This window comes from Arthrobacter sp. SO3, from assembly GCF_020532825.1.
GTDB lineage: Bacteria > Actinomycetota > Actinomycetes > Actinomycetales > Micrococcaceae > Arthrobacter.
On record NZ_MQTS01000244.1, the window covers coordinates 107,175 to 121,337 of the forward strand.

Consider the following 14,163-nt stretch of genomic DNA (forward strand, 5'->3'; position numbering starts at 1 on the left):
TCAGCAGTTTTGTTCCCCGTTGCCGGCAGCGTTTCTCCAGGGTTTCCCCGGGAGTCGGTTGGCGTTCAGCAAAGTAGCCTGACCTGTTAAATCGTACGGGGGAAAGGCATCAGGGCAAAACAAGAGCAGCAGACGGCAAACGCCGGGCACCAGGATGGTGCCCGGCGTTCAGACTGCCGGTGGGCGCGTGGCGTCTCAGGCCGGAAGCGTGACCCGTGCTGACGGGCGCTCAGCCGAGGGGATGCCGTCGCCGGCCTGGCCGTAGAGCCAGTCGTTGTACTGGAAGTCGTTGTCCTTCCGGCTCTTGAAGAGCAGGTTGCGCAGGGTCCGGGCCAGTCCGGAGACGTGCCAGGATTCGCCCCAGACGCGGGCGGTGCGCTGGACCCGGGCGGTCCGGCCGGCCCGGAGGCTGTTGAATTCCCTGATCGCTCCGTCCCACGCGTCCGGGTTGACGCCGTCCGCGGTGAAGACGGTCCCGTTGCTGGCGTCCTGCAGCACGGCGGCGTCCTCGAGGGCCTGGCAGGCGCCCTGGGCCAGGTACTGGAGCATCGGGTGCGCGGCGTCGCCCATCAGCACCATCCGGCCGGCAACCCAGTTCTCGATCGGGTCCCGGTCATACATTGGCCAGCGGATGCCGGTGGCCAGGTTCCTGAGCGCTTCCCGAACGGCCGGGACGCAGTCCTTGTACGCTGCCTCGAGCTCATCGACGCCGCCGTACTGCTCCTCACCGCGTTCGAAGGACGCGGACTTGAAGACAGCCACGGTGTTCAGCAGCTCGCCCTTCCGCAGCGGGTACTGCACGAGGTGGCAGTCCGGGCCGAGGTAGACGATGACGTCCTCGAGGTCTGCCTTGGGGGTGTTTTCGGTGATCGGAACAGTGCCGCGGTAAGCGACGTAGGCGGAGGGGACCGGCTCGTCGTTGGCCACAAGCGGGCGCAGCGTGGACTTGAGTCCGTCGGCACCGATCACGACGTCGGCCTCGTAGTCCAGACCCGTTGCGGTGTGGGCCACTGCGCGGCCGTTCACGGTTTCCACACTCTCAACCATGACATCGTTGATGAGTGTGACGCCTGCCGCCTCACAGCCTTCCAGGAGGACCCGGTGCAGATCGCTGCGGTGGATCACGACGTACGGAGCGCCGTAGCGTTCCGTGAATTCCCCGCCGAGGGTCTGGCGGGTGAGCTCCTCGCCGGTGACAGCGTCGCGGAAGACCAGGTGCTTGGGCTGGACACCGATCTCCAGTGCCTTTTCCAGCAGGCCCCAGCGCTGGAGGACACGGGAGGCGTTGGGGGCCATCTGCAGTCCCGCACCGACCTCGCCGAATTCAGGCGCCCGCTCCACGAGGGTGACGTTGGCGCCGTTTTCACGCAGCGCGAGGGCTCCGGCCAATCCGGCCATCCCCCCTCCGATGACGAGGACATCGGTGGACGTGGCGTGCTCAGACATTGCTTGCTCCTGTTGGTGTGATTGAGAGTTTCGACTTGAGCTTGATGCCGACGGCGGCCAGCAGGACCGCCGCGATGGCGGCTGCGCCGGCGAAGGCGAGGAAATTGGAATTGACGCCCAGGCCCGCGGCCAGCAGGAGGCCACCTACCTGGGGCGCGGCGACGGCCCCGATCCGGCCCGTCCCCAGCGCCCAGCCCAGCGCGGTCCCCCGCAGGTGTCCGGGATAGTGGCTCGCGACGGCGGCGATGATGAGGCACTGCGTGCCGTGCGTTCCGACGCCGGCGAGGACCAGCATGAGGTAGACGACGGTGACCGACGGTCCGGTCACCAGCACCACGAGCGCTCCGGCGGCGACGGCGGCGGCGGCGATGGCGGTCGGCACCGGACCAAAACGGGTCCCCGCCCAGGCCGTGATGACCGATCCGGCCACCGCACCCAGGTTCAGAGCCAAGGCGAAAGTCAGGGCGGAGCCCAGGTTGTAGCCGGCCAGCTGCATGAGGTTGGGCAGCCAGGTGCCCAGTCCGTACCAGGCGAACAGGGTGGCGATCGTCGCCAGGGCGAACAGCACACTGATCCCGAGGTACGGTGCGCGGAGCAGGGAGGAGAAGCCGGAGGGCTCCCGGATGGTGCTGGCGCTGCGCCCGGCAATGCGGGCGGCCTTGCCTGTGGTTTTCTCATCTTCACTGTCTGTGGCGCTGACCGGGGCGAGCGTCTCCGGAAGGTATTTCAGTCCCAGCGGAACCACGATCACCAGGGCGAGCACGGCCACGAGGAACATCGCCTGCCAGCCGTAGGCGGGGATCAGCTGGATCCCCACGAGCGCGGCGATGGAGCCGCCGATCGGGACACCGGACATCATCAGGGTGGCGATGGTTGACCGCCATTTGGCGGGGACCAGTTCAGCGACAAGGGCGTTGGCCGACGGCACCAGGCCGCCGAGGCCGATGCCGGCGAGGAGCCGCAGCACGCCGAAGACGGCGGCGCTGGGGGCGAAAGCGCAAAGGATCGTGAAGATTGAGAAGATGACGGCGCAGCCCAGGATGGTGCGGCGGCGCCCCCAGGAGTCGGCCATGCGGCCGGCGAAGATGGCCCCGATCATCATGCCGGCGAAAGCCATGGAGCCGATGGTTCCGGCCGTGGCCTTGGTCAGGCCCCAGCCGGTGTCGTTGATCAGGGAGGACTGGACGGTGCCGTAGACAATGAGGTCGTAACCATCGAAGACCACGAGGAGCCAGCAGACGAGGACGGCAGCGGCCGAGGCTTTGGAGAACCGGGCGGCGGGGCCGCCAACAGTGGCGGCAGTTACGGGGAGGCTGCCAGCAGCAATAGGGACCGGAGCTCCCGGCTCGGACCGTTGCGGCGTTGCAGCGGAAGGTGTGTGATTCATACCACTACCGTCGCCGACGGGGCAGGTGAACCACAATATAATTCTGATGTGCAGAACGAGCCAACGTCCAAGCCCACCTCCAAGCCAACCTCCAAGCCAACCTCCAAATCAGCCCGGAAGCCCGTGCAGAAGCGGCCAAGCTATTCCGTGGAGGCAGTCGACAACGCCCTGCAGCTTCTCCAGCTGCTGCGTGACGGCGGGGCGTTGCGGCTCAAGGACGCCGCAACGGAGCTGGGTGTCGCCCCGTCCACAGCCCACCGCCTGTTGGCGATGCTGGTCTACCGGGGTTTCGCCGTGCAGGACGAAACCCGCCGCTATCTGCCTGGTCCGGCGATGGGCGTGGGGCCGGCCGGGCTGAGCTGGACCAGGCTGCTCCGCTCCCTTGCCCAGCCCCACATGGAGCTGCTCTCCGCGCAGCTTAACGAGACGGTGAACCTCATGGTGCGGGTGGGCACCAAAGTCCGTTTCCTGGCCACGGTGGAAGGAAACAACGTGTTGCGGGTGGGCGACAGGCAGGGGACGGTCATGCCCGCCAACAGGACGTCGGGGGGCAAAGCGATGCTGGCCGAACTCGAACCCCAGATGATCGACCAGCTTTTCCGCAGCCACAACGCCGAGATTGGTGGCGACACCATCCCGGCGGCTGAATATCCGGCGTTCCTGCGCGAGCTGGAGTCTGTCCGCAGCAACGGTTTCGCGGCCAACTTCGAGGGCACGGAGGACGGGGTGAGTGCCTTGGGGATTGCTCTGCACAACCGGCACGGAAAGGTCGTTGGGGCGCTCAGCGTCGCAACCCCGGCGACCCGCTTCCGCAGGGTCTTCGACGCCGGACTGGTCCCCGCGCTGCGGGAAGGCTGCCGGCAGCTGGAGATCGATATCGCGGCGAATCCGGCCGAGCCGGACTAGATCCGGGGCAGGCCGGGGCCAAGGAATTCTGACCTGCAGAATATGTTGGGGATCACACGGCCGGATCCGTAGAGTCGAACTACGCCAACGAACTGTTCTGCCCTACCGAGGAGGCCCACGTGTCCATCAGCGCCGAGAACACGACTCATGAGTCAGTTGCCGCAGGGCACACTGCCCCGGAGCCGACGCCTGAAGAGGCTGCCCAGCTCAAAGAGCTGTACCGGGATTTTGACCGGGAGAATCTGATTCCGCTGTGGACTGAGATCGCGGACCTGATGCCGATGGTCCCGACCCCCAAGGCGGTGCCCCACGTGTGGCGGTGGAGCGATCTCTACCCGCTGGCCGCCCGCGCCGGGGATCTGGTCCCGGTCGGCCGCGGCGGGGAACGCCGCGCGATTGCCCTGGCCAACCCGGGCCTGGGGAACTCCCCGTATGCCACCCCGACGCTGTGGGCAGCAATCCAGTACCTCGGTGCCCGCGAGACCGCCCCGGAGCACCGCCACTCCCAGAACGCGTTCCGCTTCGTCGTGGAGGGCGAAGGCGTCTGGACGGTGGTGAACGGGGACCCGGTCCGGATGTCGCGCGGGGATTTCCTGTTGACCCCGGGCTGGAACTTCCACGGCCACCACAACGACACCGATGAGCCGATGGCCTGGATCGACGGCCTGGACATCCCGTTCGTGCACTACGCCGACGCCGGGTTCTTCGAGTTCGGCACCGAACGTGTCACCGACGAGGCCACCCCGGACATCTCCCGCTCCGAGCGGCTCTGGGCGCACCCGGGCCTGCGCCCGCTCTCGGGCCTGGATGACACCACGAGCTCCCCCATCGCGGCCTACCGCTGGGAATACACGGACCGCGCCCTCACCGAACAGCTTCTGCTTGAGGACGAGGGCCACCCGGCCACCGTGTCCCAGGGCCACGCCGCCGTCCGCTACACCAACCCCACCACCGGCGGGGACGTGATGCCGACCATCCGGGCCGAATTCCACCGCCTCCGCGCCGGCGCCTCCACCGAAACCGTCCGCGAGGTCGGCTCCAGCGTGTGGCAGGTCTTCGAAGGCTCCGGCACGGTGGTCCTGAACGGCGAAACCCGGACCCTGGCGAAGGGCGACCTGTTCGTCGTCCCGTCCTGGGCCGCCTGGTCGCTGCAGGCGGAGGCTGACTCTCAAACGGAGTTTGACCTGTTCCGCTTCAGCGACGCCCCCATTTTCGAACGGCTGAACTTCAACCGCACCTACATCGAAGGACGCAACAACACATGAGACTCCTCACCCTCCGCACCGAGGCCGGTACCAAGGCTGTCCGCCAGGACGGGACCACCCTGACCGAGATCGGCGGCTTCGCCGACGTCGGAGCGCTGCTGCGCAGCGCGGACTGGGAGGCCACCGCGAAGGCCGCCGCCGGCGCCACGCACCCGCTTGAGGGCGCGGACCTGGACGCCGTGGTCCCCTCACCGGGCAAGATCATCTGCGTGGGCCACAACTACCGCAACCACATCAAGGAAATGGGCCGGGACGTCCCCGAGTTCCCGACCCTGTTCGCCAAGTACCAGGAATCCCTGATCGGCCCGAACGATGACCTGGCCCTGCCGCAGGAATCGTCAACCGTCGACTGGGAATCCGAACTCGCCGTCGTCATCGGCAAAAAAGGCCGCCGGATTTCCGAAGCCGACGCCGCGGACCACATCGCCGGCTACGCGGTCCTGAACGACGTGTCCATGCGCGACTATCAGTTCCGCACCATCCAGTGGCTCCAGGGCAAGACCTGGGAGAAATCCACCCCGTTCGGCCCGGCCCTGGTGACCAGGGACGAGTTCAGCGGCGGCCTGATGACCACCGCGGTCGACGGCGAGATCCAGCAGCAGACCCCCACGAACGACGTCGTGTTCACCCCGGAGTTCCTGGTCTCCTACATCTCCACGATCATCACACTGAACCCGGGAGATGTGATCGCCACCGGCACCCCTGGCGGTGTCGGCCACGCCCAGGACCCCAAGCGCTACCTGCAGGAAGGCCAGCTCCTGGTCACCACCATCGAGGGCCTCGGGGAACTGAAGAACCGCGTCATCAAGGAAGCCTGATGGTTGCCCGCCACGACCAGACCACGGACCCGGAGCTGCTGGCGGCCCTGCTGCAGGCCCGCCGGGGCACGGCGTTCTTCGCCCGCAAGCTCAACGAACTCTCCGACGCGGAACTCGACGGCGACACGCTGCTGCCGGGCTGGACCCGCCGCCACATCACGGCGCACATCGGCTACAACGCCCGGGCCATCGCCCGGCTCGTCGAGTGGGCGGCCACCGGGGTGGAAACCCCGATGTATGCCTCCACCGAGGTCCGGGACCACGAGATCAACTTCGGGGCAACCCTGAGCCCGATCGCGCTGCGGCACCTGTTCGACCACTCCGCCGTGCACCTGAACGTCGAATGGCGGGACCTGCCCGAGGACGCCTGGAACCACACCGTGCGGACCATCCAGGGCCGCGAGGTGCCCGCCAGCGAAACCGTCTGGATGCGCAGCCGCGAAGTCTGGATGCACGCCGTCGATCTCGACAACGGCGCCAGCTTCCACGACATCCCTGAACCCGTGCTCGAACGGCTCCTGACCGACATCACTGGCGCCTGGCGAACCCGCGGCACCGACACGGGCCTCCTCATTAAGGTCACGGACCGGAACCTCACCTTCGGGGACACGACGTCGGACTCCCCCACGGTGGTCTCCGGACCGCTCGCATCCGTCGTCGAATGGGCCGCAGGACGCGGTCACGCCGGCGTGACATCGGCGGTCACCGCCACCGGCCCCGGCACTGAAGCCAACACCAGTTCGGTTCCGGCCGCCCCGAAGTGGATCTGAGCCGCAGCGCCTGACCCCACCATGACAAGGAAAGCCCCCTCAATCGAGGGGGCTTTCCTCATGGCAGGGCGCTGCCGTCGCGGTTTCCGTCAGCCCTGGTGGAGGTCGGGCGCTCTCCCGGCGTCGAGCATCCCGGCGATCTTCTCCTCCAGCGCGGCCAGCGTCGCGTCCGGAAGCACGATCAGTCCATCCAGTTCGCGGCGGGCGCGCTTGTATGCCGTTTGCCGCTCCGCCGGTGTGGCGGCGGCATCAGAGGCGATCCGCAGCAGCTTCCGTGCCGTTGCGAGGCGCTCCCGTTCCGGGCCGGTGAAGTTGCTGTCCCTGATCCGCCGGGCTTCCCGCTCGGCGACGTCGAACGCCAGTTCAAAGCTGTGTACGGCTTCGCGGTATTCCGCCAGCCCGGCGGCCGTGGAGATGGCCTCCGGGGCTCCCGGGCGCAGTCCGTCGGCCAGCCGCTTGGCCCGCAGGAACGCCACGGTCAACGGTTCGCGGACATCGGTCATAACTGGAAAGTCGATCAGTTTTCCCACGTCCAGTTCGTAGGCGAGCCAGCGCCGGTTGACGGCGTCGTGGCTCTCCATCAGCTGCCGGACCTGGGACTGGCTGGCCTGCTCCACTTCCGCGGCCCGGTTGCGGAGCTGGTAGAGCTCCACCCGGCGCCGGTGCCGGCGTTCGCTGGCCCTGGACCAAGACCGCGCCCAGCCGCCAAACAGTCCGCTCAGCGGAAAGATGAGCCACCAGAAGTGCCCAACGTAATTGAAGAACTGATCCACTGCATCATCCTCCCATCCGCGTCCGGGCAGGCTCAAGGGGCCCGTCAAAGGGAGTGCCCCCTCGCGTGAGGGGGCACTCCCTTTGGTGCTCAGCCGCCCGGGTGTCAGTCCTCGTGCTTGACCTTGTGCACCCGGGTGACGATGGTCGGGCAGGGCAGATTGACAAGGACGGCGTGGGCCGTGGAGCCGAGCACCATCCGGGTGAAACCACCACGGCCGCGGCTGCCGATCACGAGGAGGCGGGCCTTCTTGCCGGCCTCGACGAGTGCCTTGGCGGGCTCGGTTTCGGTTTCGAGCTGCTGGTGGACCACGAGGTCCGGGTACTTGTCGGCGAGCCCGGCCACGGATTCGGCCAGGACAATCCGGTCCTCCTCGAGGATCGATTCGGCGAGCCCGCTTTTCGGCAACTGGTTTTCGACCCAGCGGGCAGGCCGGTGGAAGGCGAGGACCACGGTCAGCTCGTCACCGCCCCGGTCTGCTTCCGCGGCGGCGAAGTCAACGGCCTGCAGGGACTCTTCCGAGCCGTCCACACCAACGACGACGCCGTGGTCGGCGGCGCTGCGCTTCAGCGGGATAACCGCTGCGGGGATTTCCGAGGCGGAGACGATCTGCAGGGCCCGGTCCGTCAGCGGTCCGCCGTCCATCCAGTGTTTGTCATGCTCGCCGACAACCACCATGGATGCTTCCTTGGACACCTCTCGCAGAACCGAGCCGCCGCTGCCATGACGAAGCTGGATGTCTACCTTCACGCCGGGGGCCTGCTCTGCGGCGCTGGCCTGAACCTTCTGGAGCAGCTCCATGCCGGCCTGCCTAATGAGCTCGTGGTACTGGAAATCCGGGGACATCCAGCGGTCATCCACAGCGTGAATGAGGGTCACCGGAAGCTTGTCCCGGGCCGCCCGCTCAAGAGCCCATGTCAGGGCAGCTTCGCTTCCAGCTGATCCGTTGATACCGACGACGATTGGTTTATTCATTCTGAATCCTGCTCTTTTCCATGGCGCGGTCTGTTCTGCATCGCACGATCCGGGCGGCAGCACCAAGAGTCCGCCGACACCTCAGTGTGCGCGCCGGGGCTAGCACCGGTTAGGGCCTTAAGCCCCTCACTCCCCCGCGCGGGCGCAGCCGGAATTCCTTGGCATCCCCTGGTCTGAAGGCCCCGTAACCCATGGCAGGATCGTTTCCTCGCTGCTCTCCGGCCAACAGCCCGACGGCGGCTTTGGCGTCCACCCGTACCGGAACCAGATCCGCAGCATCGGCGGACTCACCCGCCGCTGCGCATCGCACGAAGGCAACGCCCTGTACGTGTGCAGCCTCTACGTGTGCAGCCCGCTGGGAATGGCCGCCCATCCCCGGGTGGCGCAGCTGGCCAGTGACCTTAACCTCTGGCAATGGCCCGACGGCGGCTGGAACTGCGACGTCGCGCGAGCGGCCGCCGCTGCTCCTTCCATGAGAGGCTGCCCGACCGGCTGGGGCCGGACGGGCCAAACGCATTCGTGACGCTCAGCGCCGTGCGGATCCTTGCCCCGGTCGCGTCCGGGCGGCGGACAGCAGGTTAGAAGCCGGTCGGTTCCGTCTCGAATTCGGGTTCCCGGGGCGGTCCTTCGTGGTGTACCGGGCGCAGTGCGGCGGTGTGCTCGAACCAGACCAGCGCGTCGTAGCGTTCGCCAATCCGGGTCGGGACGTAGTTCCCGAGCTCCCGCTCGGGATGGTAGACCACACCGATCGCCCGGTGGCCGAGCCAGGTGGAAAGCCAGGGCCCGGACCTGTCCTCACCAAAATCCAGCACCGACGGCACCCCCAGCGCCTCGTGCAGGAAGTCCTCATGGCTGCCCGGGCGCGCCGGCGGAACCCGCATGATCCCTTCCGGGCTGCCCCAGGCGTCCGCGGCGATCACCTCGCCCCGGTGGGAGGCAAAGCCCACCAGCATCACGCCGTCCGCGGCGTGCCGCTCGCGCAGCAGCTGCCCCACGTTGACGAGCCCGTCCTGGGCCATGTCGGTGGCCCGGGCGTCTCCCACGTGGGTGTTGTGCTCCCAGATGAGGCCTTTGGAGGCGGGACCGAGATGCCTGCTGAGCCGGTCGATGGTGTCGGCCATGTGGTGGTCGCGGATGTTCCAGGACTGGCGGTCGCCGCGGACCATGATGCGGTAGTAGTGCTCGGCGTTGGCGGCCACCTCGGCATTCTGCACGGCGTCGAACGCGCCCTCGCCATGGTCCCCCGGGCTGGACACCCGGTTCCTGACCTCGGTGAGGAGGGCGATGACGTCCGCTTCGCAGGACTGCGGCACCAGCCGCGTGCTCCAGGCGTACTTGTGCGGGTCCTCGTGGTGCGGCAGGAAGCACTGCCAGGCGCGCATGGCGGCGGGGACGGCGTCGGGAACGTTCTGCTCCAGCCAGCCGATGATCTCGCGGAGCGAATCCCACAGCGAGTACACGTCCAGCCCGTAGAAGCCGACGCGCTGGCTCAGCGGCCGGCCGAGATTCCAGCTGCGGAGCCAGTCCAGGAAGGCTGCGACTTCCTCGTTCGCCCACATCCACGTGGGCCAGCGTTCAAAGCCGCCGAGCAGCGCGTGGACGCCCTGGCCCTGCCCGGCCTCGCCCCGCACCCAGCGGTTGATCCGCCAGCAGTCCGGCCAGTCGCCCTCAACCCCGATCCAGTTGTAGCCTTCCTCCTCGATCAGGCGCCTGCTGAGCGTGTCCCGCCAGGTGTAGAACTCGTGCGTACCGTGGGAGGCCTCGCCGATCGCGACGAAGCGGCAGTCAGCCGCGCGCCGGACCAGGCCGTTGAGGTCCCGGTCGTTCTTCAGCGGCCGCGCCAGCGAGTGGATTTCAGCCAGCACAGCGGATTTGGCAACACCGGACGTCATCGGGGCTCCTCAAGAGAGATTTGTTCGAGGTGTTCCGGAACCCGCGCACGCCAACCCAGCTCCCGCTTGATCCGGATGCGCAGGGCGTCCGATGCCTCCGGTTCGCCGTGCGTGATGTACGTCATCCGGGGTTCCCGTTCCGCAGCCTTCATCCACGAGATGATCCCGTCCGCGTCAGCATGCGCCGAGAGGCTTTCCATCTGGATCACCTCGGCCCGGATCTTGACGTCCTCACCGTAGATGCGGAGCTCGCGCTCGCCGGCAGCCAGGCTGGCGCCGCGGGTGCCGCCGGCCTGGTAGCCGCTGAGGATCACGGCGTTCTTCGGATCGGGCCCGTACGCGGCCAGGTGGTGCAGGATCCTTCCGCCGGTAAGCATTCCGCTGGCGGAGATGATGATCATCGGGCCGCCGCGAAGGTTCAGCAGCTTGGATTCATCGACCGAGCGGGTCAGCTTCGCGACTTTGTACATGTCCAGGTATTCCGCCTCCTTGAGCCGGTGCTCCTCGGGGTGCCGCTGGTACATCCCGGACGCGTCGATGGCCATCGGACTGTTGAGGTACACCGGGATGTCCGGGATCAGGTTCTTGCTGCGGAGGCGGGACAGGTGCAGCATCAGGGTTTCGGCGCGGCCGACGGCGAACGCGGCGAACAGCACAACGCCGCCGCGCTTCGCGACCCTGTTGATGATGTCCCCCAGCTGCTTCTCCGGGTCCACGGTGGAGTGCTTCCGGTTCCCGTAGGTGGACTCCGTGACGAGCACCTCGGTCTCCCCCAGGGGGCGCGGCGGGTACATCAGCGGGTCATCCGTCCGGCCCAGGTCCCCGGTGAAGTGGACCGAATGCGGGCCGATCCGCACACGGACCTGCGCGGCGCCAAGGATGTGGCCGGCGGGCAGGAACGTCATTTCCATCCCCCCGCCCAGGTCCAGGGGCTCGTCGAAATCGTGGACCTTGAAACTGTTGAGTGACTTGACAGCGTCGGCCGCGGTGTAGAGCGGCAGCGCCGGGCTGTGCCTGGTTGATCCGCGGTGCGTCGAGTAGCGGGCCTCTTCCTCCTGCAGGTAGCCGCTGTCGGGCAGGAGCAGCTTGCACAGGTCCGTGGTGCCGTCGGTGGCGATGACCGGACCGGTGAACCCGTCCCGGACCAGGGCAGGAACGTACCCGGTGTGGTCCAGGTGCGCGTGGCTCAGCACCACGGCGTCGATCGAGGCCGGCCGCACCGGGAAGGGGGTCCGGTTGCGCTCGCGGCTGCGTTTGTACCCCTGGAAGAGCCCGCAGTCCACCAGCACCCGTTTCCCGCCGGCCTCGAGCAGGTACCGGGAGCCGGTGACGGTGTCGGTGGCTCCGAGGAAACGGAGAGTGGGCTGCTGGTGCTTCATGGTGCTCCCGTTCCCGCGAGGAATGACTTGCATCGGCACTTGGGGCAGGGCCGACCCGCGCAGGCGATGTACCCCCAGCTTCCGCCCGCGCCGGAGCTGCCCGTAGGGCCAAAGGTCACCAACGCCCGGCTCCCGCGAAGGTCCGGCGGCCGGCACGGGTAGGATTTTCCGGGCAGGCTTTTTGGCCCGCGAACACCCGGCGGATTCCAGCGGCAAGGACTGATGATGAAGAAGAAATCCATGCGGACGGCGCCCACGGCCACGGCACGGCAGCCTGCGCCGTTGTGGAGCGACCGGCCGTGGACCCGTTCCTACGGGCCCGGTGTTCCGGCGGACCTGGTGCTCCCCAAGGGCTCGCTCGTGGACCTCGTGGACAGCTCCGTGCGCCGCTACGGATCGAAGCCCGCCCTGGAGTTTTTCGGTGCCCGCACGAGCTACCGCGAGCTCGGCGCTCTGATCAGCCGGGCGGCCGCCGGCCTCGCGAAACTGGGCGTCAAGGCCGGCGACAGGGTGGCCCTGGTGTTGCCGAACTGCCCGCAGCACCTCGTTGCCTTCTACGCCGTGCTGCGCCTCGGCGCCGTCGTGGTCGAGCACAATCCGCTCTACACCGACCGGGAACTGCGCCACCAGTTCGAGGACCACGGGGCCGCCGTCGCGATCGTCTGGGACAAGGCGGTGGAGCGGGTCCGCCAGCTGCCGGCCGACGTCGGGCTGCGCAGCATCGTCTCCGTGGAGCTGATTCCCGCGATGCCGCTGGTGCAGCGCCTGGCGCTGCGGCTTCCGGTTGCCGCGGCCCGGAAGGCACGCGCTGCCCTGACGGTCGGCAAAAGGCAGCCGAAGGGCCGGCCGACGCCTGCCCTGCGCCCGGTGCTGCCGTGGCGGGAGCTCCTCGAAGCCGGGGAGCTGAAGAAGAAGCATCCGCGCCCCTCCGCCCAGGACCTCGCCGTCCTCCAATACACGTCCGGCACCACGGGACTGCCCAAGGCCGCCATGCTCAGCCACGCCAACCTGCAGGCAAACGCCGCGCAGGGCCGGGCCTGGGTGCCGGGGCTCAAGGACGGCCGGGAAACCGTGTACGCGGTGCTGCCGATGTTCCACGCCTACGGCCTGACGCTCTGCATGACTTTCGCGTTGAGCATCGGCGCGAAGCTGGTCCTCTTCCCCAAGTTCGACGTTGATCTGGTGCTGAAGGCGCTCAAGAAGTCCCCGGCGACCTTCCTGCCGGCCGTGCCGCCGATCTACGACCGCATCGCCGCCGCGGCGGCAGAACGCGGCGTCAGCCTGGAAAGCATCCGTTTCTCCATCTCCGGCGCCATGAACCTGCCGACGGCGACGGTGGAGACCTGGGAGAAGGCGACCGGCGGCTACCTGATTGAGGGCTACGGGCTGACCGAAACCTCGCCGATCGCAATTGGAAACCCCTTCGGCCCCAGCCGCAAGCCGGGAACAGTCGGTGTCCCGTTCCCGCTGACCGACATCCGGGTGGTGGACCCCAGGAGTGTCACGCTGGACCGTGCCCCCGGCGAGGAGGGCGAACTCCTGATCCGCGGCCCCCAGGTGTTCTCCGGCTACTGGAACCGGCCCGAGGAGACCGAGGAGGCCCTGCTGGAGGGCGGTTGGTTCCGCACCGGCGACATCGTCTCGGTGGACGACGACTACTTCGTCACGATCCGGGACCGGATCAAGGAACTGATCATTACGGGCGGCTTCAACGTCTCGCCCAGCGAGGTGGAGGACGTCATTGCCACGTTCCCGGGCATCACGGACGTCTCCGTGGTCGGGCTTCCCCGCCCGGGCGGGGGCGAAGACGTGGTCGCCGCCGTCGTGCCGATCCCGGGGACCACCATCGATCCGGAGGCGCTCCTGGCCTTTGCCCGGGAGCAGCTGACCGCCTACAAAGTGCCGCGCCGTGTGGTGGTCCTCGATTCGCTGCCCCGGTCCCTCATCGGCAAAGTCCTCCGCCGCGAGATCCGCGACACCCTCGTGGCGGGACGTTGAACCGGCGGACTACCGGCTGCGGCCCGCTCCGGGATTGAGCCTGGCGATGGCCGTGGACAAGACCGTGGCGAATCCGCACCACAGGGCGTACGGGGCCAGGGCTACTCCGGCGGCGCGGTTCAACCGGTGGGTGCGCCGCACCAGGTCGGCGCTGCTCGCCGCCAGGACGGCGCATTCCGCTGCGGCCACCCACGGGCGGCGCGCACGCCAGAAAAGCCAGCTCCACGCCACATTGAGAACGAGGTTGGCGGCCAGGGCACCCCGGTAGGCACGAAGCTGCTGCTCCCTGGTTTCGTTGCCGGGGGTGTCCACCCCCTCCTGGCTGTTCAGCGCGACGGCCGTTGTCACGGCGAGGTCGGCGTAGAGCGCCGTCCAGACCACGGGAAAGGCGATGGCGGGCGGCTGCCAGTCCGGTTTGCGCAGCCGCCGGTACCAGCCACTGTCAGGGTCCGTCGCTGCTCCGCCGGCCGCTGCCGTTGCGGCGGTCGCCGCCGCCGTCCATACCGCTGTCATCGCTTTCATTGCTGCTCCTCTGTTCGTGTGGTAGCCGCCGTA

12 protein-coding genes are annotated in these 14,163 nt (G+C 68.0%); 5 read left to right on the top strand and 7 right to left on the bottom strand.

Features of this window, described 5'->3' with window-relative positions; all coding sequences use genetic code 11:
- Positions 1 to 195: 195 nt before the first annotated feature.
- On the bottom strand, positions 196 to 1,446 hold the full coding sequence (locus tag BJQ90_RS21525) for an FAD-dependent oxidoreductase (protein WP_226762208.1): 1,251 nt from the start codon (positions 1,444 to 1,446) through the stop codon (positions 196 to 198).
- Positions 1,439 to 2,833: an MFS transporter gene (locus BJQ90_RS21530; protein ID WP_226762209.1), complete on the bottom strand. Its 1,395-nt coding sequence runs from the start codon at positions 2,831 to 2,833 to the stop codon at positions 1,439 to 1,441. Before BJQ90_RS21530 ends, BJQ90_RS21525 begins: the two co-directional genes overlap by 8 nt.
- A 123-nt stretch (positions 2,834 to 2,956) precedes the next feature.
- Between BJQ90_RS21530 and BJQ90_RS21535 the strand changes: the two genes are divergently transcribed.
- The 4 genes from BJQ90_RS21535 to BJQ90_RS21550 all read left to right on the top strand — a co-directional run bounded on the left by BJQ90_RS21535 (position 2,957) and on the right by BJQ90_RS21550 (position 6,592).
- Complete coding sequence (locus BJQ90_RS21535) at positions 2,957 to 3,739, top strand: IclR family transcriptional regulator (protein ID WP_319004680.1); 783 nt, start codon at positions 2,957 to 2,959, stop codon at positions 3,737 to 3,739.
- A 119-nt stretch (positions 3,740 to 3,858) separates the two neighbouring features.
- Positions 3,859 to 5,004, top strand: a complete 1,146-nt coding sequence (locus BJQ90_RS21540; RefSeq protein ID WP_226762211.1) for a cupin domain-containing protein — start codon at positions 3,859 to 3,861, stop codon at positions 5,002 to 5,004.
- A complete protein-coding gene (locus BJQ90_RS21545; RefSeq protein WP_226762212.1) occupies positions 5,001 to 5,822 on the top strand; it encodes a fumarylacetoacetate hydrolase family protein in 822 nt (273 codons plus the stop codon). Before BJQ90_RS21540 ends, BJQ90_RS21545 begins: the two co-directional genes overlap by 4 nt.
- Entirely contained in the window at positions 5,822 to 6,592 is a 771-nt protein-coding gene (locus BJQ90_RS21550) for a maleylpyruvate isomerase family mycothiol-dependent enzyme (protein WP_226762213.1), read from the top strand. The genes BJQ90_RS21545 and BJQ90_RS21550 overlap by 1 nt, the downstream gene beginning before the upstream one ends.
- An 89-nt stretch (positions 6,593 to 6,681) precedes the next feature.
- On the opposite strand, the gene BJQ90_RS21555 is transcribed toward BJQ90_RS21550, so the two are convergent.
- The 4 genes from BJQ90_RS21555 to BJQ90_RS21570 form a co-directional block, all read right to left on the bottom strand.
- The gene (locus BJQ90_RS21555; RefSeq protein WP_226762214.1) at positions 6,682 to 7,365 is read right to left on the bottom strand and encodes a hypothetical protein; all 684 of its coding nucleotides are present in this window, start codon (positions 7,363 to 7,365) and stop codon (positions 6,682 to 6,684) included.
- A gap of 104 nt (positions 7,366 to 7,469) precedes the next feature.
- Positions 7,470 to 8,339: a universal stress protein gene (locus tag BJQ90_RS21560; protein ID WP_226762215.1), complete on the bottom strand. Its 870-nt coding sequence runs from the start codon at positions 8,337 to 8,339 to the stop codon at positions 7,470 to 7,472.
- A gap of 578 nt (positions 8,340 to 8,917) precedes the next feature.
- Positions 8,918 to 10,231: an erythromycin esterase family protein gene (locus BJQ90_RS21565; protein WP_226762216.1), complete on the bottom strand. Its 1,314-nt coding sequence runs from the start codon at positions 10,229 to 10,231 to the stop codon at positions 8,918 to 8,920.
- Positions 10,228 to 11,610, bottom strand: a complete 1,383-nt coding sequence (locus tag BJQ90_RS21570; RefSeq protein ID WP_226762217.1) for an MBL fold metallo-hydrolase RNA specificity domain-containing protein — start codon at positions 11,608 to 11,610, stop codon at positions 10,228 to 10,230. The genes BJQ90_RS21565 and BJQ90_RS21570 overlap by 4 nt, the downstream gene beginning before the upstream one ends.
- 240 nt (positions 11,611 to 11,850) lie before the next feature.
- Here BJQ90_RS21570 and BJQ90_RS21575 point away from each other — a divergent pair, with 240 nt between their 5' ends.
- Positions 11,851 to 13,608 (top strand): long-chain-fatty-acid--CoA ligase, encoded by a 1,758-nt coding sequence (locus BJQ90_RS21575; RefSeq protein ID WP_226762258.1) that lies wholly within the window; start codon positions 11,851 to 11,853, stop codon positions 13,606 to 13,608.
- A gap of 9 nt (positions 13,609 to 13,617) precedes the next feature.
- Here BJQ90_RS21575 and BJQ90_RS21580 read toward each other — a convergent pair.
- Positions 13,618 to 14,163 (bottom strand): TspO/MBR family protein (locus tag BJQ90_RS21580; protein ID WP_319004678.1); only part of this gene is annotated, 546 nt, incomplete at its 5' end.